Source organism: Sphingopyxis sp. H115, assembly GCF_001468465.1.
Taxonomy (GTDB): Bacteria; Pseudomonadota; Alphaproteobacteria; order Sphingomonadales; family Sphingomonadaceae; genus Sphingopyxis.
Genome location: NZ_LNSA01000016.1, coordinates 77,530 through 98,123, shown reverse-complemented (window position 1 = coordinate 98,123; position 20,594 = coordinate 77,530). Strand labels below are relative to the sequence as shown.

The window sequence follows — 20,594 nt, the reverse complement described above, 5'->3', positions numbered from 1 at the left end:
CATGTCGACTTCGCCGCGCCCGGCGATGCGGTGCTGGCGGCCACCGGCGCAGCGAGTACCGACCGGCTGCGCGGAACATCCTTCGCCGCGCCGCTGGTCGCCGGCCGGCTCGCGCTCCGCTATCCGGCGCCGTCGGTCAACCGGATCGCGCCCGCCGTGACCGCATTGGTGTTCGAGGCGCGTGACCTCGGCAAGAAGGGGCGCGACAAAATCTATGGCCACGGCCTGATTTGCGAACGTTGCGGCAGCCGATAAACGCGATTCCGAATTTTTTCGGGAAGAAGACCGGAAGCATCGTCGTTTTCCCTGCAAGGCCCACCCCTCCGGGCCGATTCAGGAGCAGGACAATGGCAAAACATATCTTCATTTCGGCACTCGCGGCTTCGGCCATCGCCCTTTCGGCACCGGCATCGGCGCAGCTGCTCGGCGGCAGCGGCGGGCTGGGCGGCAATTTGGGCGGAACGCTGGGCGGGACACTCGGCAATCCGACCGGACCGATCGGCGGAACGCTGGGCGGCGCGGGCGAACTCGCCGGATCGGGGCACGGCGAGGCGCAGGTCGATCGCCGTTCGGGCAGCGTGCGCGGCAAGGGCAGTGCCGATGCGAATGGCAAAGGCTCGGCGAACGGCGGCGGCGACCTTCTCGGCAATAGTCTCGGCGGCAGCGCCGGCGGCACCGGCAGCGCCTCGGGCAGCGGCAGCATCGATGCGCAGGCGGTCGGCACCGATTTCGTCGGGGCCACGGCTCAGAGTGCGGTCAGCACCGCAAGGGGCGCGGCTTCGACCGCAACGGGCTCCGCGCGCGGTGCGGTCGGGACTGTCCGCGACCGGACGGGTTCGGCACTGTCGAACGTCTCAGGCAGCACCAACGGCGCCGGTTCGGTCGCGGGCAGCTTCCAGGGCGGCCTCGGCCAGCTTGCCGCGGCGGGAAGCGGTGCGGCGAACAGTACCGGCATGTTCGCCGTCGAACCCGGCATGGCGGTCACCGACGCTCGCGGCAAGGTGATCGGCTATGTGCAGGATCTGCGCCAGACCGGCCGCGGCATCGTGCAGGCGGTGACGGTCGAGGTCGGCAATCGCGTCGCGACACTTCCGGCGGCGAGCTTTGCCGGGTCGGGCGATGTCCTCGTGACGGGCATGACCAAGGGACAGCTCCAGAAGGCGGCCGAACAGCAGGACGCCGAATAGAGGAAATGGGCTGGCCGCCGGCTTCGGCGGTCGGATCTGGGCGGGTCGCTTCGGCGGCCCGTCCCTTTTTATGGCAAAGAGCATCCGGGGGGCGGGGCCTTTCGGCCGCTCCGCCCCCCGTCTGCGTCGGGGGCAAGTGGGGATTTCCCGGGTGGGGGCAGGGGACATCAGGGACCAGACCGATGTCCCCCACCGCTCCATTGAGCGGAACACTCGGGAACATGGAACATCATACAAATGCCGTGCCAGATTGCTGCTTGCCCCTTTTTCGGCGCGAGACGCTGGTTATCAATTTCTTACCGCCGCGCACGATTGTCAAAAATCCCGACAGTTGGACGTTCAGCCTCGTTCAGCAAGCGTTCAGCCCATTGACTACATTTGTAGTCGCATCATAGTCGACGACGCCAATGGGAGGGGTCCGCATGGCAGAACGAGCAAGCGAGTCGGAAATGCAGGTGCTGGCGGCGCTGTGGGACGAAGCCCCGCAGACCGCGGCTGACCTGACATCGCGCATCGGCACGATCAACGGCTGGACGCAGGCGACGGTGAAAACCCTGCTTGCCCGGCTGGTCCAGAAAGGCGCGGTCACAGCCGAGGCCGACGGCCGGCGCTATCTCTATAGCCCGGCGATCGAGCGCGCCGATGCCGTAGGCGAGGAATCGCAGCGCTTTGTCGATCGCCTGTTCGGCGGGCGCGTCAGTCCGCTGATCGCGCATCTCGCCGATCGCGAGGCGCTCACCGACACCGATATCGCCGAGATCGAGGCGCTCTTGAGGAAGCTCAAGTCATGAGCGCCGCGACGCTCATGCAGCTGTGGGGCGACACCATGCTCGTCACCGCGCTGCTCGTCCTTGCGGTCCTGCTCATCCGCAAACCCTTTGCGCGCCATTTCGGGCCGCGGCTCACTTATACATTGTGGCTGATTCCGGCGCTGCGGCTCGTGCTGCCGCCGCTGCCCTTTGCCGAGCCGGCTCCCGTCGCCGCCGCGATTTCCGATGCCGGCGCGGCCGTGATGCTGCCGGTCGATGCCGCCGCGCAGCCGGCGGCCTGGTCGCTGGCCGACGTGATGCCCTATCTGGTCCTGTTGTGGGCGGTGGGCATGGTGCTCGTGCTCGTCATGGCGACGCTCTCGCACCACCGGTTCCGCGCAGCGGTGCTGGAGGAGGCGGTCGAGCTCGAACCGATCGGCTCGATCCGGCTGGTGATGACCGATGCGGTCGACGGGCCGGTGGCCTTTGGCCTGTGGCGCCGCTTCGTTGCCGTGCCGCATGATTTTTTCGCGCGCTACGCCGCCGAAGAGCGTGCGCTCGCGGTCGATCATGAACTGGCGCACCATCGGCATGGCGATCTGTGGGCCAATGCCGCGGCGCTCGTCCTTCTTGCCTCGCAATGGTTCAATCCCTTCGCCTGGCGGGCGATCCGCGCCTTTCGTTTCGATCAGGAGGCCGCGTGCGACGCGCGCGTGCTGACGATGGCCGACCAAGATGCGCGCGGCGCGCGCACCGCCAGCTATGCGACCGCGATTGCCAAGGCGGCGGTTGGGTCTCGGCTCTCGCTCGCGGCGCCGATGGCCGTCCACGACAATCTGCAGGAGAGGCTGACGATGTTGTTGCAGCAGGATATTTCGAAAAAGCGCAGCCTGATGGGCCGGCTGTTGATCGGCGGCGCGGCGATCGCGGTGCTGGCGACGACCGCCACGCTCGTGCCCGCCGGCACCGCGCGGGCGAGCGCTCAAATTGCCGAGGCGCCCGAGCCGCCTGCTCCGCCACCGCCCGCCGCCACGCCGTCGGCGCCCGGGGCGATGCTTTTCACCTCGACCGGCGAAGATGTGACCGAAAGCGTAACCACGTCCGACGATGGCAAGAGGCGCGAAGTGCACCGGATCGTCATCCGCCGCGACGGCGAAGGCGATGCGGCAAAGACCGTCATGGTCGCTCCCGCCGATGGCAAGGCGCCCAAGGTCCGGCAGGTCGAGATTCGCACCCTTGGCAGCCTGTCGCGCGACGACGTGCTCGCGACGCTGAAAGAACAGGGTATCGACGGCAAGCAGGCCGACGCCATCGCAGACAAGTTGGAAGCGAAGCGCAAGGAACGGTTCCGCATCGCGCTGGCTCCGATGCCGCCGCGACCGCCAGTGCCGCCCAAGGCGCCCCGTCCGCCGGCCGCTTGGGCGCCGGCGCAAGGACATGCGCTCGCGGTGGCCCGCTGCGGTTCGGGGCAGACTGCGCCGACGGTCGATCGCGAAGAAATCACCGGCGGCAAGCGCAGCCGTTACGTCATGATTACCTGCGCCGATGGCCCCGAGGCGAAGGCGCAGCGCCTGTCGGCGCTCAAGAAGGCGCGCGAAAGCTTTCTCGAGAGCGACAGCCACCTGTCGGACACGATGCGCGCCAAGGTCACGGCCGACCTCGACAAGGCGATCGCCGAAATGGAGAAATCGGACCACTAGGGTCAGGGCCCTAGGTCCGAACAGCTTCGACGCCGGCCTTTGCTCCCCGGTGGGGCCGGCGGCAGGGGCGGAGAAGGGGGCGGCCCATGTCGCTCCCTTTTTCGCGTCCCGATTTTTGGCGCCATCCCTTTTCCTTCGTGGCGTGCGATGCCACATGGACAGTATGAACGACGAAAAGCCCTGGCCCGACAGCATCCGCGCCGGCGAGTGCGAACAGCATGAGCCGCTGGTGCGCCGCGTGCTTGCCCCGAATCCCTCGCCTTATACGTTCACCGGCACCCAGACGTGGATCGTCGGCGCGGGCGGCGATGTCGCGGTAATCGATCCCGGCCCGACCGGATCGGGACTCAGCATCGGCGATCCTGCCGACATCAACGGCATCGGCCATGTCGACGCGATCCTGCGCGCCACCGCGGGCCAGCGCATCGCTGCGATCCTCTGCACCCACACGCATCGCGACCATTCGCCCGCCGCGGCGCCGCTCAAGGAGGCGACGGGCGCCCCGATCATCGGCTGCGCGCCGCTGGCCCTGTCCGACGACGGCCCGCGCGCCGATTCGGCCTTCGACGCCGACTATGCGCCCGACCGCGTCCTGACCGACGGCGAACGGCTTACGGGCGACGGCTGGACGCTCGAGGCGGTCGCCACCCCGGGTCACACATCGAACCACCTGTGCTTCGGCCTCGTCGAAACGCGCGCGCTGTTCACCGGCGATCATGTCATGGCCTGGTCGACCAGCGTGGTCAGCCCGCCCGACGGTGACATGGCGGCCTATATGGCGAGCCTGTCAAAGCTCTATGAGCGCGACGACCACGTCTATTATCCCGCGCACGGCCCTGCAGTGACCAAGCCGCGCCAGCTGGTTCGCGGGATGCTCGGCCACCGCAAACAGCGCGAGCGGCAGATATTGCGGGAACTCGAAAAGGGTCCGCGCGTGATTCCCGACATGGTGAAGCATATGTACAAGGGGCTCGACCCGCGGCTGACCGGCGCTGCCGGCCGATCGGTTCTCGCGCATCTGATCGATCTGGAAAATCGCGGCCGTGTCGCGCGCGATGCCGAAAACTGGAGGCTGGTGGCATGAGCAAGGGGCTGTTCCGCGCCGCGGTCGCCGCGATGCTGGCGCTCGCGCTCTTCTTCGGCTGGCGCGCGTGGCAAGACTGGCAGCAGGGCTATGACCCGGAGACGGTCGTCGCCGCGAGCCTGCAGGGGTTGCAGGAACAGAATGTGCTGGTGCCCTTCACCGCGCGCTATGTCGCCGTAGTGACCTCGACGCAGAGCCGGCTCGGGCTCAGCGCGAAGAAGACACTGATCATGCCGGGCACCGTCCGCTACGAGCTCGACCTCGGTAAACTCAGGCAGTCTGACCTCGACTGGGATGCCGCGGCGAATGCGCTGACCGTCACGCTGCCGCCGCTCCGGCTCGCCGGGCCCGAGATCGATATCGATGCGATCAGCGAATATCGCGACGGCGAAATCCTGCTGACGCTGACCGACGCCGAGCGCACGCTCGACGCCGCGAACCGCAAGGCGGCGCAGGCCGAACTGATCAAGCAGGCAAAGGGAATGACGCCGATGCGCCTCGCGCAGGGCGCCGCACGCGCCGCGGTCGAACAGAGCTTTGCGATGCCGCTGAAGGCCGCGGGAATCGACGCGAAGGTCACCGCGCGCTTCGCCGCCTCGCCGACTGGCTAAATCCCGCTTCCCGCACTTTCGCGGCTTTGTTATTCTCGCGCCCGGGTCGGGCAGGGGAATAGCATGGTTGGCACCGTGGGTGGCGCCACGCGCGCCGAGCTTTTCTGGCATCGCATGGCGACCGGCCTCGCGATTTTTATCGTCGTCGGCTTTCTGCAATTCGCGCTGAGGGGCTTCGTCGATCCGGTCGCGGCACCGTTCTGGGTGCATCTTCACGGCGTCGCGATGCTCGCTTGGCTCGGTCTGCTGATCGTCCAGCCGATGCTCGTCTCGCGGGACAATCTGGCGCTGCATCGCAAACTCGGCTGGGCGGGAGCGGCGCTCGCCATCTTCATCACCTGCCTCGGTATCTTCACCGGCGTTGCGTCCCTGGTGCTGCACCGTTTTCCACCCTTTTTCTCGCCGCCTTATTTCCTTGCGCTCACGGTCGTAGAGTCGCTCGCCTTCGGAGCAATCGTCTGGGCGGCGGTGCGCCGGCGGCACCGGACGGCATGGCATCGACGGCTGATGATCGGGGCGACGATCGTCATTCTCGAACCGGCGCTGGGGCGGCTGCTCCCGATACCCCTGATGATCGGCTGGTCCGATATCCCGGTCGGGCTGATTCAGCTCGCGGTCGTCGGCATCGTCGTGCTTTACGACCGGCGAACGCTTGGTCGTGTCCATCCCGCGACGAAAGCGGTTGCCGCGATTGTGATCGCGGTGCGCGTCACCATCTACCTCTTGGCGATGATGCCCCCGGTCATCGCGCTCGCGGAAAAGCTCGCTGGCGGCTGACGCTGCGTTGCCCTGCCGCTGGTCGCGGTGTAGGGGGTGCGCCAAGGCTAAGCCATATAAGGAAATGCCATGACTGCTCCCATCCGCGAGAATCTCTCGGGCCTTGACCTGCGTGCCGAAATCGAACGCCTCCGCAAGGAACGCAACGCCGTCATCCTCGCGCATTATTATCAGAAGCCCGAAATTCAGGATCTGGCCGATTTCGTCGGCGACAGCCTCGAGCTGTCGCGCAAGGCGGCGGACACCGATGCCGACGTCATCGCATTCTGCGGGGTCAAGTTCATGGCCGAGACCGCAAAGATACTGAGCCCCGAAAAGACCGTTATCCTGCCTGACATGGACGCGGGGTGCAGCCTCGAGGACAGCTGCCCGCCCGAACAGTTCAAACGCTTTCGCGAAGCGCATCCCGATCATATCGCGCTGACCTACATCAACTGCTCGGCGGCGGTGAAGGCCTTGAGCGACATCATCGTCACTTCGTCGAGCGCCGAGACGATCATCAGCCAGATCCCGCCTGAACAGAAGATCATCTTCGGCCCCGACCGCCACCTCGGCGGCTATCTCAACCGCAAGTTCGGGCGCGACATGCTGTTGTGGCCGGGCGTTTGCATCGTGCACGAGGCTTTCAGCGAGACCGAATTGCTGAAACTGAAGGGGCAGCATCCAGATGCCCCCGTTGCCGCGCACCCCGAATGCCCGCCGCACATCGTGGACCATGCCGACTATGTCGGCTCGACGAGCGGCATATTGCAATTCGCCAAGAATTTCCCCGGCGACACGCTGATCGTCGCGACCGAGCCGCACATCATCCACCAGATGGAACTCGCGCTGCCTGAAAAGACTTTCATCGGCGCGCCGGGCGCGGACGGCAACTGCAACTGCAACATCTGCCCCTATATGGCGCTCAACACGATGGAAAAGCTCTATCTCGCGCTGCGCGATCTGAAGCCGCAGATCGAGATGGAGGAGGGGCTTCGCCTCGCGGCGCGCAAGAGCCTCGATCGGATGCTCGAAATGGCATCGGGCACGGTGGGCAAGGGCGACCTCGGCCGCGCCTGATTCGGAAAGCAGCGAATCGATTCCTGTCGCGGGAGCGATTCGCGAGCGTGATTCGCGCCGCTGTGGTCCGCCAAGCGAATCCGAAAATGCTGCATCGCTGTTACAAAAATGCTGCAACGAATCCGCATGTTGCTATTGCCGGACTTATCCACAAGCGGGTGCGGGCGACGAGGATATTTCGGCCATTTTTTGTTGGCGCCCCGAACGCTTCATGTCAGCTTCAAATCATCGGACGACAGAGACGTCGGACCGCCGGGACATCAAGGGTGGTTGCAAGACTAGCCAGAAGAGAACGGAACGGACCGACGAGGATAGCGACCGATAGCCAGGTCACGGAACGCAGCGATTCCCACGAGTTGAGGCGAACCCGACCAGGTACAGGAAATGCAGTCCATCGCTTGGACGGCGATTGCTTCGGCAGACGCAGGAAGAGATGATGAAGGGCTTTCCAGGTGCGGCCGGCCCCCGAAAGGGGGCCGACCAAACCGTCGCCGGATTGTTCCGGCGCGCGCCGCAGCGCATCGTTTTGCGGGCCGCTGATCGCAAGAAAAGCGGACCGGGATGAGGTGAGGTGGAGTGCGTGGGGCAAAGCCGGATAGTGGGGGTTGGCAGCGATGCCGGCCCCCATTTCGTATGCGCTGGCGATATTGTCCCACGGTGGCGCGCGCATCGCAGCGGCGCGCCGCGGCTCCCCAATCTTTATTTTTGCGTCTGTGACATTCGTCACATTCCCGTCAAGCGCGCCTGCTTATCACCGTCGGGCGACCCGGAGACGTTCCCGAACCGGAACCGATCCCACTTTCCCGGCCGCGGTCCAAGCGGTCCGGCCGGGAACCTTTCCAATCCATTCGGCATTGTTCGAGCATCGCCAAGGCGAAGCTCCGCCGCGGCGGAGCGTTGCAGCAAAGGCCGGAGCCCCTCGGTGCCCCGGCCGGTTCAGGGAAGGGATATCATTATGGTGGGTTTGATCGTCACGTTGATCGTCGGCGGCATCATCGGCTGGCTGGCGAGCATCGTCATGCGCACCGATGCGCAGCAGGGAATCATCCTCAATGTCGTCGTCGGGATCGTCGGCGCATTTCTGGGTAACTTTCTCGGCAGCTTCTTCGGCATGGGCGCAAGCCTCGACACCTTCAGTCCGATCGGGCTGCTCTGGGCCTTTATCGGGGCGGTGGTGCTGCTCGGAATCATCAACCTGATACGGCGCGGCAGCGTCCGCTGAACGGCATGGCGGCGGCGCGCGACCGCAGCGCCGCCATTCTGCTAGGCGATCTCAAATATTTGCGTTAACAATGAAATGCCTGCGCGAGTAGGCGGCAGAAACGATCGTAGGGGGTCATCATATGACTTGGATTATCGCAATCATCATGGGCGGCATCATTGGCTGGCTCGCCAGCATCGTGATGCGCACCGATGCCCAACAGGGTATTTTCCTGAACATCATCGTCGGCTGTCTCGGCTCGATTCTCGGCCGCTTCTTGTTCGGCAGGTTTCTAGGCGGCGGCCATTTGCGCGGCGACGCCTTCGATCCGATGACCCTGCTCACCGCCTTCATCGGCGCGGTGGTTCTGCTCGGGATCGTCAACCTCGTCCGGCGCGGCCGTCTGCGCTGACGCCCCGCCCGTAGGATAGCCGGTCCCACAAGACCGGCCGGAAAAGAGGGTGGCCGCCGCCGGGTGTGCCACCCTTTTTCATGCCTGCAAACCACTGGAAATCGGGACGGAACCTCCGTATGAACGCGCGCCGGAGGCGGGGACGGCTGGGCGAGGTTTCGCCTCTTGCCAGTGGTGATTTAATTCGGTAATACACCTCGTTGAGGAATGATCCTGTCGTGCGGGGTCGGAGGGGCGGTCGCGCGTTGCGCTTGCCGCAGTTTGATGCCGTGCGAGGCAGGGAGGGTTTTCGGCGTGAACTACGAGCGGAAAGTGGATGTGATGGACAGCCTGGCGGGCACGCAAAGCTATTATGAGGACGCCGACAGCAGCCGGCGCAAGCGGACGCGGATGATCGTCGCGCTGGTGCTGATCGCGCTTGCGCTCGGCGCCGCTTATTATGCCTTCACCCACGGCAGCGACGCGGCCGGCGCCGACGGTCAGGGCGCAGCGGCGGTGCCGAACGTCACCGTGGTCGTCCCGGGGCGCGTGTCGGTCGAGGCAGCGATCGCGGCCAATGGCACGATCGCTGCGCGCCGCGAAATGCCCGTCGGGGTCGCGGGCGAAGGCGGGCAGGTCGTTCGTGTCCTGGTCGAGCCCGGCCAATGGGTCGGTGCGGGGCAGACGCTCGCGGTCATCGACCGGTCGGTCCAGGCGCAGCAGGCGGCAAGCCTCGCCGCGTCGATCCGCGTCGCACAGGCCGATGCCGATCTTGCACAGGCGGAACTCGAACGCGCGCAGGCGCTCGTCGGCCGCGGCTTCATTTCCAAGGCCGACATGGATCGCAAGCGCGCCACCCGCGATGCCGCCAACGCGCGCGTGCGCGTCGCACAGGCGCAATATCAGGAAGCGGTCGCGCGCAACGGCCGGCTCAACATCGTCGCGCCCGCCGCGGGGCTGGTGCTGACGCGTCAGGTCGAACCGGGGCAGATTGTCGGTGCGGGCAGCGGCGTGCTGTTCCGCATGGCACGCGGCGGTGAAATGGAAATGCTGGCGCAAATGGCCGAAGCCGACCTGGCTCGCGTCAAGGTCGGAACGCGGGCAACCGTGACACCCGTCGGCAGCGACCTCAGCATCGCCGGCCAAGTCTGGCAGAAGTCGCCGGTCATCAACATGGATACGCGTCAGGGCACGGTGCGCATCGCGGTTCCGTACAGCGAGGCGCTGCGTCCGGGCGGCTTTGCCGACGCGCGGCTGATCGCGGGCACGGCTTCGGCGCCGCTGCTTCCCGAAAGCGCGGTGCAGAGCGGGGTTGAAGGGAATTTCGTGCTCGTCGTCGATGGCAACAATGTGATCAAGCGCGTGCCGGTGAAGGTCGGCACGGTGACCGACCGCGGTGTGTCGATCGCATCGGGCCTGACCGGGACCGAAAAGGTCGTGGCACTTGCGGGCGCCTTCCTCAACCCCGGCGACAAGGTGAATCCGGTCGTCCAGAAATCGTCGCAATAACCGGGCCGGACGGCGCGTAGGAATTTAGTGCACAAGGGCGTTTGATCATGAGCTTCCGCAACATTTCCGCCTGGTGCATCCGCAATCCGGTGCCCCCGATCGTCATGTTCATCCTGTTGCTGCTGGCGGGGCTCGTCAGCTTCAACCGGATGGATGTCAACGACAATCCCGACGTCGAATTTCCGGCGGTGCAGGTCGTCGTCGTGCAGCCCGGCGCTGCCCCGACCGAGCTTGAGACGCAGGTGACCCAGCGCGTTGAGGCCGCCATACGCGGCGTCAGCGGGGTCGATGAAATGTCCTCCTATGTCAGCGAGGGCAACAGCCGCACCTTCGTGCAATTCGCGATCGGCACGCCGATCGACCGCGCCTATAACGACGTCAACCAAGCCGTGCAGCAGATCCGCAGCGACCTGCCCGAGGGCATCCTCGAGCCGCAGGTCGTGCGGGTCGATATCGCGGGCGGGCCGATCACCTATTTTGCGGTCGAGGCGACCGACATGACGCTCGAACAGCTGTCGTGGTTCGTCGACAACACCGTCGCCAAAGACCTGCTGTCGATTCCGGGCATGAGCCAGGTGCGCCGCTCGGGCGGGGTCGATCGCGAGATTCGCGTCATTCTCGATCCCGCACGAATGCAGAGCTATGGCATCACGGCCAGCCAGATCAACCAGCAGCTGCGCCAGATCAACGTGAACGCCGCTGGCGGACGCACCGAAATCGCGGGCTCCGAACAGGCTGTGCGCGTGCTCGGCAACGCGGGCAGCGCCTATCAGCTCGGGGATTATCAATTATCGCTGGGCAACGGCCGAACGATCCGGCTGAGCGACGTCGCCAAGGTCACCGACGGCTATGCCGAACAGCGCAATCTCGCGAAGATCGAGGGCAAGCAGGTGCTGAGCTTCTCGATCGAGAAAGCGAAAGGCGCGTCCGACGTCACCGTCCATGACGAAACAATGAAGAAGCTGGAAGAGATCAAGAAGAACAATCCCAAGGTCGACTTCAAGATCCTGTTCACGCGCACCGAATATACCAAGGAACAATATCGCAGCTCGATGGCCGCGATGATCGAGGGCGCCGTGCTCGCGGTGGTCGTCGTCTTCCTGTTCCTGCGCGACTGGCGCGCGACGCTGATTTCGGCGCTCGCGATCCCGCTCTCGGCGATCCCGACCTTCTGGTTCATGGAATTGATGGGCTTCTCGCTCAACGGGCTGTCGCTGCTCGCGCTGAGCCTCGTTGCGGGCGTGCTCGTCGACGATGCGATCGTCGAGATCGAGAATATCGTCAGGCACATGCGCATGGGCAAGACCGCCTATCAGGCGTCGATCGACGCCGCCGACGAGATCGGGCTGGCGGTCGTCGCGACGACGATGTCGATCGTCGCGGTGTTCCTGCCCGTCGCGCTGATGCCCGGTGTTTCGGGCCAGTTCTTCATTCAGTTCGGCATGACCGTCGTCTTCGCCGTGCTCGTCAGCCTCGCGGTCGCGCGCATGATCACGCCGATGATCGCCGCCTACTTCCTGTCGGCGCAGGGCGAACAGGATCATGCTTCGGGCCCCTGGGTCGACCGGTATGAAAATGTGCTGCGCTGGACGCTCGACAGCAGCAAGCACAGGGCGAAGCGTGCGGCTCTCGATGTCGTGCAGACGCGCCCGATGTTCTTCGCCCTGTCGTTCCTTGTTGCGGCCGCCGTCTTGGCGCTGATGATATTCCAATATTATCAGCCCGTTCCCGCCGGACAGGATGCGCCCAACCCGGCGATGCATTTCATGCTCGCCACGCCGGCCGTAACGATCGTGGCATTTCTTCTGGCAACGCTGTTCTCCATCATCGTCGGCGCGATCGCCTATGTCGTCGGCATGCGGACCTCTAGCTTCACCAATTGGGCCCGCTTCATGGTCAAGCGCGCTGGCGCCCGCCTGTCCGACCATCGCGTGTGGATCGTCGGGATCGGCGTGCTCGCCTTTGTGTCGAGCATCGTCCTGTTCGCGGTGCTGCCGAAGCAGTTCCAGCCGACAATCAACAGCGACTATAGCCAGATCAGCTATGAACTGCCGCCGGGATCGACGCTGGCGCAGAGCGACGTGATCGCGAACCAGATCAACGCGATTCTCGCGTCGAACGACGTGGTCGACAACGCTTTTTACGACGTCAATGTCGGCGGCGGCAGCGTGTATATCACGCTGAAGAAGGACCGCCCGACCACCAGCGTCGAATGGGAGCGCAGCTTGCAGCCGAAGATGGCGGCGATCCCTGACGCGCGCGTGTCGTTCCAGAGCCAGTCGGGTGGCTTTTCGGGCCGCGACATCACCTTCATCGTCGGCGGCGACGATCCGGTGGCGCTCGAAAATCATGCGCGCAAGATCGTCCGCGAGATGAGCGGGCTCAAGGAATTGCGCGCGGTGCGTATCGAGGGTGACATTCCGCGGCCCGAGATCATCGTCAATCCGCGCATGGACCTTGCCGCCGAACTCGGCGTGACCACCGCAGCGCTTAGCCAGACGATCCGCATCGCGACGCTCGGCGACATCGACCAGAATGCGGCGAAATTCTCGCTGTCCGACCGCCAGATTCCGATCCGGGTTCTGTTGTCGGAAGATTCGCGGCGCAGCCTTGCGACGATCGAGAATCTGCCCGTGCCGACCGCGCGCGGCGGTACCGTGCCGCTGAAATCGGTCGCCGAGATCGGCTTCGGAGCGGGGCCGACCGAGCTTCGGCGCTACAACCAGACGCGGCGCATCGTCATCGGCGCCGATCTGGCGCCGGGCTTGGTGACCGGCGAAGCGCAGACCAAGATCGACAAATTGCCGTCGATCACCAACATGCCGCAGGGCATCCGCAAGGTCATCCAGGGCGATGCCAAGTGGCAGGCGGAGATGATGAACAACTTTCTTGTCGCCGTGGTGGCGGGTCTGCTGCTCGTCTTTGCGACGCTGGTGCTGCTCTATCGCCGCTTCCTGTCGCCGCTGGTCAACATGTCGTCGCTGCTGCTCGCGCCGCTCGGCGGGCTGCTCGGCCTTGCGGTGACCGGCATGGAAATCTCGATGCCCGTGTTTATCGGCCTGTTGATGCTGCTTGGGATCGTCGCCAAAAACTCGATCCTGCTCGTCGATTTCGCGATCGAGGAGATGGACCATGGCGTCGAAAAATCGGCGGCACTGATGGATGCCGGGCGCAAGCGTGCGCAGCCGATCGTCATGACCACGGTCGCGATGGTTGCGGGCATGGTGCCCACCGCGCTGTCGCTGTCGGGCGACGGCGCGTGGCGCGCGCCGATGGGCGTGGTGGTGATCGGGGGGTTGATCCTGTCGACGCTGTTGACGCTGCTGATCGTGCCTGCGGGCTTCAGCCTGGCCGACAGCATTGAAAAGCGCCTCGGCCGCTTCTTCTCGCGCAACTTGCTCACCTACCGCAAGGGCGACGATACGAAGCCGCACGGGGCGCCGACACCCGAACCGGCGGAGTAGAGGGATCAACCGGCGCGGTAAGCGACTGCGCCGGTTGCAACCTTTGCGGGATTTCGCCATTTGGTTCGCATGACCGACCGCACGCTTCCCCGCCCGATTGGCGTCGCCATTCCGGCAAAAGGGTCGAATATCCGCGCCGTCGCGACCGGGATGCTCGTCGTCATGGCGATCGTCTTCGTGAGCGCCAAATATTTCCAGGACGTTCATCCTGCGGTTGGTTTCGTCCGCGCCTTTGCCGAAGCGGCGATGGTCGGCGGGCTCGCCGACTGGTTCGCGGTCACAGCGCTGTTCCGGCACCCGATGGGCCTGCCCATCCCGCACACCGCCATCGTGCCGCGCAACAAGAACCGCATCGGCGATACGCTCGCACGTTTCCTGCTCACCAATTTCCTGCTGCCGCGGCTGATCGCGCGCAAGATGCAGACGCTCGATGTCGCGGGTGCGGTCGGTAAATTCCTCTCCGAACCCGCCGAGGGGGGCGGGCGCCTGCGCCTTGGTGCCTCGCGCATCATGGCCGATGCGCTTGGCGCGCTCGACCAGCAACGGCTCGGCGGTATGGTCAAATCGGCGATTGCCGACCGCCTGCGCGAGCTCGATGTCGCGCCCTTGCTGGGGCAGGCGTTGCAGGCTGCGCTCGCCGAAGGGCGCCACCAGCCGCTTCTCGACGCGATGGTCAAATGGGGATCGAAGACGCTCGAACTCAACGAGCATCTGATCCACCAGATGGTCCACGACAATTCGAACGCGATCGTCCGCTTCACCGGGCTCGACGAGAGCATCTCGAACCGCATCGTCGCCGGCCTGTCGAAATTGCTGAGCGAAATGGCGGTCGACGAAACGCACCCCTTGCGCATCCGCGTTGAGGAGGGGCTCGCCAAGATGGCGCTTGACCTGCAGCACGACCCCGAGGTCCAGGCGAAAGTCGCGCGCGTGCGCGACGAACTGCTCGAAAACAAGGCGGTCAAACGCTGGCTCGATGGCCTGTGGGAACAGGGGCGCGGCGCGCTGCTGAAGGCGGCGCGCAATCCGGATACGATGCTGGCGGGGCGGATCGGCGAGCTGGTCACGCAATTCGGCGCGATGCTGGGCGAAGATGCGCACATCAAGCGCACGCTCAACCGCTATGCCCGCCGCGCCGTCGTCGGTATGGTCGACAGCTATGGCGAAACCGCGCTCAAGCTGGTGTCCGACACGATCCGCAGCTGGGACGCAAAGACAATCACCGACCGGCTGGAAAATGCCGTCGGCGACGACCTGCAATATATCCGCATCAACGGCACGCTGGTCGGCGGGCTAGTCGGCGTGCTCATCCACACCGTCGATGTGTTGATCTAGCCGCTCGCTGCCAATCCCTCGCGAAACGTCGGATAGCGCGGACTCCAGCCGAGCAGCCGCTTCGCCTTGGCGTTCGCGACGCGGCGGTTCTCCGCGTAAAAGGCGCGCGCGGCGGGCGACAAGCCGGCATCGTCGAGCGACTGGAGCGGCGGCAACGGAGCGCCCAGCATCGCACAGCCCCATTCGACCAGCCTGTTCTGATGACAGGGTTCGTTATCGGCAAGGTTGTAGAGGCCCGCGGGGCCGCGGAACGATGCGATGATCCCGCCGGCGATGTCGTCGACATGGATACGGCTGAATATCTGTCCGGGCAGATCGATCCGGTGCGCGCGGCCTTCCCGGATGCGCTCGAGGATCGAGCGTCCCGGGCCATAGATGCCGGGCAGGCGAAAGACGCGGACGTCGCCGCGCAGCGCGCGCCATGCCGCGTCGGCGGCGTTGCGGTCTGGGCGGCGGCCTTTGACCGGCGCGCTTTCGTCGACCCAGGCCCCGCCTGCGTCGCCGTATACGCCCGTCGATGAGAGGTAGCCAGTCCAGGTTGCGGGGGCGAGCGCGATGGCGTCGCCATAGCGGGCGAGGACGGGGTCGTCGCCCGCGACAGGCGGTACCGACGACAGAATGTGCGTCGCGTTCCGCAGCGCCGCCAGAACCGCGCCGTCGTCGCCGAATGCGATGCTGCCCGCGCGTCCGTCCTGCGTCGTCCCCGCCACATCCCAGCCGCGCGCGCGCAGCCGCTCCGCAAGGTGGCCCGCCGCATAGCCCATTCCGAAAATCAGCATCTGTCCCATCGCGCGCCTTATTGCGCGTCGGCGACGCCATGCCTAGACCGATCGCATGACCGACGCCTCTTCCACGCCCGCCATGCCCGTCACCATCCATCGCGGCGATTACCGTCCGCCCGAATGGCTGATCCCCGATATCGCACTCGATTTCGCGCTGGGGATCGACGCGACCCGCGTTGCCGCCGCGCTGTCGGTCGTGCGCCACGCCGATGCGCCGGTGCCGCTGGTGCTGCGCGGCGACGGGCTGACCCCGGCGGCGGTGCGCGTCGATGGCGAGGTGTGGAACGGCTGGCGGATGGACGGCAGCGACCTGATCGTCGATCTGGGCGACCGGACGGCGGCGACGGTCGAGGTCGATACCGTTGTCGACCCCGCATCCAACACCCAGCTGTCGGGGCTTTACGCGTCGAACAGCATGCTTTGTACCCAGTGCGAGGCCGAAGGGTTTCGCCGCATCACCTTCCACCCCGACCGGCCGGATGTGCTCAGCCGCTACAAGGTGCGGATGCAGGGCGACAAGGCGAAATTCCCGATCCTGCTATCGAACGGCAACTGCGTCGCACAGGGCGAGCAGGGGAGCGATCATTGGGCGCTATGGGAAGATCCCTGGCCGAAACCCTCCTATCTCTTTGCACTGGTCGCCGGCGACCTCGTCGTTAACCGCGACAGCTTCACGACGATGTCGGGGCGGAAAGTCGCGCTTGGCATCTGGGTGCGCGATGGCGATCTCGATCGGACCGGCCATGCGATGCAAGCGCTGAAGGACAGCATGAAATGGGACGAAGAGGTTTATGGCCGCGAATATGACCTCGACCTCTTCAACATCGTCGCGGTCAGCGACTTCAACATGGGGGCGATGGAAAACAAGGGACTCAACATCTTCAACACGCGCTATATCCTCGCCGACCCCGACACCGCGACCGATATGGATTATGACGGCGTCGAGGGTGTCGTCGCGCACGAATATTTCCACAATTGGTCGGGCAATCGCGTCACCTGTCGCGACTGGTTCCAGCTGAGCCTGAAAGAAGGCTTTACCGTCTTTCGCGACCAGAATTTCTCGGCCGACATGGGATCGCCCGCGGTCAAGCGGATCGAGGATGTCCGCCTGCTCCGCGCCGCCCAGTTCCCGGAGGATGCGGGGCCGCTCGCGCACCCGATCCGCCCCGACAGCTACCAGGAAATCTCGAACTTCTATACCGCGACCGTCTATAACAAGGGCGCCGAAATCATCCGCATGATGGCGACGATGGTGGGGCCGGAGCGTTTCCGCAAAGGCACCGACCTTTATTTCGACCGCCACGACGGCGAGGCGGCGACGTGCGAGGATTTTGTCCGCGCGATCGAGGACGGCGCGGGGGTCGATCTGACGCAGTTCCGCCGCTGGTACGAGCAGGCGGGCACGCCGCGGCTGTCGCTGTCGCTGGTTGATGACGGAGGCCAGTGGGCGCTCGATGTGCAGCAGACGGTGCCGCCGACCCCGGGCCAGCCCGACAAACAACCGATGATGATGCCGCTGAAACTCGCGGCCTTTGCCATGGACGGCAGCGGCGCGGCGATGCCCGAAATGCTGGTCACACTGACCGACGCCACGCAGCGGGTCGCGCTCGGCGCCTTCGCGGCGCGTCCGGCGCTGTCGATCAACCGCGGCTTTTCGGCCCCGGTGATCGTCGATTACGCCCGCGCGCCCGGCGAACTCGCATGGCTGGCCGCAAACGACGACGATCCCTTTGCGCGCTATGAAGCGTTGCAGCAGTTGATGCTCGACACGCTTGTTGCAGCCGTTTCGGGCGGGACACCTGATCATAGCGTGGTGATCGACGCGGTTGCGGGGACGCTGGCCGGGCGTCAGACCGACCCCGCCTTCGTCGCCGAAGCGGTACTGTTGCCGAGCGAGGCGTTTATCGGGGACCAGATGGTGACGGTCGACCCCGACGCGATCCGCCGCGAACGGCTGGCGCTGCAGGCGGCGATCGGTGCCGCGCTCGAAAGAGAATGGCGCGCGATCCTGAGCGGCGCCGCGCCGCCCGCGACCGACCTGTCGCGCGCCGCCAAGGGCGGCCGCCGGCTGCGCGGCGTCGCGCTCGCCTATCTCGCCGCGACCGGCAGGGATGACGTGCCCGCGCTCGCGTTCCGCATCTTCTCCGACGCCGACGGGATGACCGAACGGCAGGCGGCGCTGGCGACGCTGGCGCATGGCGACAGCGACGAACGCGTCGCGTCGCTCGACATCTTCTACCAACGCTATCGCGACAACCCGCTCGTGCTCGACAAATGGTTCCAGGTGCAGGCGTGGTCGCTGCGCGCCGATACGGTCCATGCGGTCAAGGAACTGGCACAGCATCCCGACTTCACGCTCGCAAACCCGAACCGGGTGCGCGCGCTCTATGGCGCGCTGACGGGCAATCAGGCGGCATTCCACCAAGCCGACGGTGCGGGATACCGGCTGATCGCCGACCTCGTCATCGCGCTCGATCCGAAGAACCCGCAAACGGCTGCACGGATGATTCCGCCGCTCGGCCGCTGGAAACGGTTCGACGAGGGACGGCAGCGGCTGATGCGCGCTGAACTCGAACGCATTCTGGCGCAGCCGGGCCTGTCGCGCGACGTGACCGAACAGGCGTCAAAAAGCCTGCTGGGGTAAGAGCGGTTTTGGAGGTGTGGGGCGGAGCCAAATCGACTTTTGGCGCGCTACGACCTCTCGAACTTCTGGTTCATTTCCGCCGTCTTGGTAACATGAAAGATCACAACCTTTCCGCTCCGGACGGTCGAGAAGAGCATGTGTTTCTTGTCGCTCGAACCCAGCAACTTCGATTCGTCGTCGAAGGGGTGCTCATAGGTCGAATCAGCAATTACGCTTTCGAGAAATTTGTCGACGCATTGGCTATTCGGGAAACCTATTTGATAGGTGGCGGTGTTCATCAGGGTCATCATATTATAGATGATTGCCACTTGCGAACCCTCGCAAATCTCAACGCGATATTCCTTTTTTATCCGCGCAATCGCGTCGGGAGGCGCATTGGCTGAGCAGGCGGAAAGCAGCGCAACGAAGAAAAGCGGAGCGAAACGTCGCGGTGCCATTGGAGCAGCGTAGCAGAACGCCTAACGCCTGCAACCGCTCGAAACTCGCCACTCTCCCGCGGAGAAAAATGGCGGCTCAGTCGTTCTTTGCCGCCGGTTTCCACGTGATCACGCGGTAGATATAAAGGGCGATCAGCGAACCGATCGCTACGAGCGCGAGCGGGCCGACGAAGGCGTCGAGGTTGGCGAACTGCTTGCCGAACCAGCTGCCCGCGCCGGCGAGCGCGGCGATCCAGATCGTCGAGCCGGCGGCGGTCCAGATCAGGAATTTGAGCTGGTTCATCTGCACCATGCCCGCGGGCAGCGAGACCATCGTCCGCGCGACAGGCATGAAGCGCGCGACAAAGACGATCGCTGGCCCATATTTCAGGAACAGATCGTGCAACCGTTCGACCTCGTCCCAGTCGAGCGTCAGCCAGCGGCCGTGGCGGTCGATGAAGGGTCGAAGCCGTCCGTAACCAATCCAGCGCCCGATCGCATACCAGACCCAATTGCCCGCGGTCGTTCCCGCGACCGCGACCGTGACGAGCGTCCAGAAGTCGAACCGGCCCTGCGCGATGGCGATCCCGCCCAATCCCATGATCACTTCGGACGGGATCGGCGGAAACACATTTTCGAGGAACATGAGGACGAAAATCCCCGCATAACCCCAGCTCTGGATCAGGTTCAGGATGAAATCGGTCATGCGGGGGGTAACGCGCCGCTGGCTCAGCCGATGCGTCGCTTGATCGCGTCCCAGATCATGCCCGCCGTGTCGCTGTCGTTGAACCGGTCGATCGCCACGATCCCGGTCGGCGAGGTCACGTTGATTTCGGTCAGCCATTCGCCGCCGATCACGTCGATCCCGACGAAGACCAGCCCGCGTTCGCGCAAGGCCGGGCCAAGGACGTCGCAAATCTCCCGCTCGCGCGGCGTGAGTTCGGCCGCTTCGGCATAGCCGCCGACCGCGAGGTTCGAGCGGAATTCGCCTTCGCCTGGCTTGCGATTGATCGCGCCCGCCACCTCGCCGTCGACGAGCACGATGCGCTTGTCGCCCTGGGCGACGCTCGGCAGGAATTGCTGGACCATGAAGGGTTCGGGCCACACCTGTCCGAACAGTTCGACGAGCGCGCCAAGGTTGCCGCCGTCGGCGTCGATGCGGAACACCGCCTTGCCGCCATTGCCGTGCAGCGGCTTGATCACCACTGCGCCGTAGCGCGCCTGGAAATTCTTCACCGCATCCAGCTCGCGTGTGACCATCGTCGGCGGCATGAACTCGGGAAAGTCGAGCACGAACACTTTTTCGGGTGCGTTGCGGACCGAAACCGGATCGTTGACGATCAACGTTTCGTGGCGGATGCGTTCGAGCAGCCAGGTGCCGGTGAGATAGCCGAGGTCGAAAGGCGGGTCCTGCCGCATCAGCACCACATCGACGTCGCGGCCGAGGTCGAGCAATATTTCGTCGCCGAACTTGTAATGCGCTCCGGCCTCGCGCTGCGCCTCGACGATGCGGTTCGCCTTCGTCGTCAGCCGCCCGGCCTCCCATGTCAGCCCGCGAACATCATAATGATAAAGCTCATATCCGCGGGTCAGCGCCTTCAGGATCAGGTGGAAACTGCTGTCGCCCCCGATGTTGATGCCATCCATCGGGTCCATTTGTACCGCGGCGCGCAGGGTCATTCGAT

The 20,594-nt window shown here is 65.1% G+C and carries 19 protein-coding genes; 14 read left to right on the top strand and 5 right to left on the bottom strand.

Going from position 1 to position 20,594, the window contains the following annotated elements; genetic code table 11:
* The 8 genes from ATE71_RS12850 to nadA all read left to right on the top strand — a co-directional run.
* Positions 1-255 (top strand): S8 family serine peptidase (locus ATE71_RS12850; RefSeq protein ID WP_152998767.1); only part of this gene is annotated, 255 nt, incomplete at its 5' end.
* Positions 256-347: 92 nt separating this feature from the next.
* The gene (locus tag ATE71_RS12845) at positions 348-1,187 is read left to right on the top strand and encodes a hypothetical protein (RefSeq protein WP_058803691.1); all 840 of its coding nucleotides are present in this window, start codon (positions 348-350) and stop codon (positions 1,185-1,187) included.
* A gap of 422 nt (positions 1,188-1,609) precedes the next feature.
* Positions 1,610-1,978: a BlaI/MecI/CopY family transcriptional regulator gene (locus ATE71_RS12840; protein ID WP_058803690.1), complete on the top strand. Its 369-nt coding sequence runs from the start codon at positions 1,610-1,612 to the stop codon at positions 1,976-1,978.
* Entirely contained in the window at positions 1,975-3,636 is a 1,662-nt protein-coding gene (locus tag ATE71_RS12835) for a M56 family metallopeptidase (protein WP_058803689.1), read from the top strand. Before ATE71_RS12840 ends, ATE71_RS12835 begins: the two co-directional genes overlap by 4 nt.
* A 163-nt stretch (positions 3,637-3,799) precedes the next feature.
* Positions 3,800-4,720, top strand: coding sequence for an MBL fold metallo-hydrolase (locus ATE71_RS12830; protein WP_058803707.1), 921 nt, complete (start codon positions 3,800-3,802; stop codon positions 4,718-4,720).
* Entirely contained in the window at positions 4,717-5,331 is a 615-nt protein-coding gene (locus tag ATE71_RS12825; RefSeq protein WP_058803688.1) for a DUF4230 domain-containing protein, read from the top strand. Before ATE71_RS12830 ends, ATE71_RS12825 begins: the two co-directional genes overlap by 4 nt.
* Positions 5,332-5,394: 63 nt before the next feature.
* Positions 5,395-6,108: a hypothetical protein gene (locus tag ATE71_RS12820; RefSeq protein WP_058803687.1), complete on the top strand. Its 714-nt coding sequence runs from the start codon at positions 5,395-5,397 to the stop codon at positions 6,106-6,108.
* A 69-nt stretch (positions 6,109-6,177) separates the two neighbouring features.
* The gene (nadA, locus tag ATE71_RS12815) at positions 6,178-7,167 is read left to right on the top strand and encodes a quinolinate synthase NadA (protein WP_058803686.1); all 990 of its coding nucleotides are present in this window, start codon (positions 6,178-6,180) and stop codon (positions 7,165-7,167) included.
* 220 nt (positions 7,168-7,387) lie between these two features.
* On the opposite strand, the gene ATE71_RS22180 is transcribed toward nadA, so the two are convergent.
* A complete protein-coding gene (locus tag ATE71_RS22180; protein WP_152998766.1) occupies positions 7,388-7,894 on the bottom strand; it encodes a hypothetical protein in 507 nt (168 codons plus the stop codon).
* Positions 7,895-8,125: 231 nt separating this feature from the next.
* On the opposite strand from ATE71_RS22180, the gene ATE71_RS12810 reads away from it, so the two are divergent.
* The 5 genes from ATE71_RS12810 (at position 8,126) to ATE71_RS12790 (ending at position 15,067) form a co-directional block, all read left to right on the top strand.
* Positions 8,126-8,389, top strand: coding sequence for a GlsB/YeaQ/YmgE family stress response membrane protein (locus tag ATE71_RS12810; RefSeq protein WP_063132299.1), 264 nt, complete (start codon positions 8,126-8,128; stop codon positions 8,387-8,389).
* Between the two features lie 121 nt (positions 8,390-8,510).
* Positions 8,511-8,780 carry a GlsB/YeaQ/YmgE family stress response membrane protein gene (locus tag ATE71_RS12805; protein ID WP_058803684.1) on the top strand — a complete coding sequence of 90 codons (270 nt, stop codon included), beginning with the start codon at positions 8,511-8,513 and terminating at the stop codon, positions 8,778-8,780.
* 294 nt (positions 8,781-9,074) lie between these two features.
* A complete protein-coding gene (locus tag ATE71_RS12800; RefSeq protein ID WP_058803683.1) occupies positions 9,075-10,268 on the top strand; it encodes an efflux RND transporter periplasmic adaptor subunit in 1,194 nt (397 codons plus the stop codon).
* A gap of 47 nt (positions 10,269-10,315) precedes the next feature.
* Positions 10,316-13,732 (top strand): efflux RND transporter permease subunit, encoded by a 3,417-nt coding sequence (locus ATE71_RS12795; RefSeq protein ID WP_058803682.1) that lies wholly within the window; start codon positions 10,316-10,318, stop codon positions 13,730-13,732.
* A gap of 69 nt (positions 13,733-13,801) precedes the next feature.
* Entirely contained in the window at positions 13,802-15,067 is a 1,266-nt protein-coding gene (locus tag ATE71_RS12790) for a DUF445 domain-containing protein (protein WP_058803681.1), read from the top strand.
* Here the strand turns inward: ATE71_RS12790 and ATE71_RS12785 are convergent.
* Positions 15,064-15,855 (bottom strand): NAD(P)-dependent oxidoreductase, encoded by a 792-nt coding sequence (locus ATE71_RS12785; protein ID WP_058803680.1) that lies wholly within the window; start codon positions 15,853-15,855, stop codon positions 15,064-15,066. The genes ATE71_RS12790 and ATE71_RS12785 overlap by 4 nt on opposite strands.
* 46 nt (positions 15,856-15,901) lie before the next feature.
* Here ATE71_RS12785 and pepN point away from each other — a divergent pair, with 46 nt between their 5' ends.
* A complete protein-coding gene (gene pepN, locus ATE71_RS12780; protein WP_058803679.1) occupies positions 15,902-18,493 on the top strand; it encodes an aminopeptidase N in 2,592 nt (863 codons plus the stop codon).
* 47 nt (positions 18,494-18,540) lie between these two features.
* On the opposite strand, the gene ATE71_RS12775 is transcribed toward pepN, so the two are convergent.
* From ATE71_RS12775 to gshB, 3 genes are all read right to left on the bottom strand, one after another.
* The gene (locus tag ATE71_RS12775) at positions 18,541-18,930 is read right to left on the bottom strand and encodes a hypothetical protein (RefSeq protein ID WP_058803678.1); all 390 of its coding nucleotides are present in this window, start codon (positions 18,928-18,930) and stop codon (positions 18,541-18,543) included.
* Between the two features lie 76 nt (positions 18,931-19,006).
* Complete coding sequence (locus ATE71_RS12770) at positions 19,007-19,615, bottom strand: DedA family protein (RefSeq protein WP_058803677.1); 609 nt, start codon at positions 19,613-19,615, stop codon at positions 19,007-19,009.
* Positions 19,616-19,638: 23 nt separating this feature from the next.
* Complete coding sequence (gene gshB / locus ATE71_RS12765; protein WP_058803676.1) at positions 19,639-20,589, bottom strand: glutathione synthase; 951 nt, start codon at positions 20,587-20,589, stop codon at positions 19,639-19,641.
* Positions 20,590-20,594 lie beyond the last annotated feature (5 nt).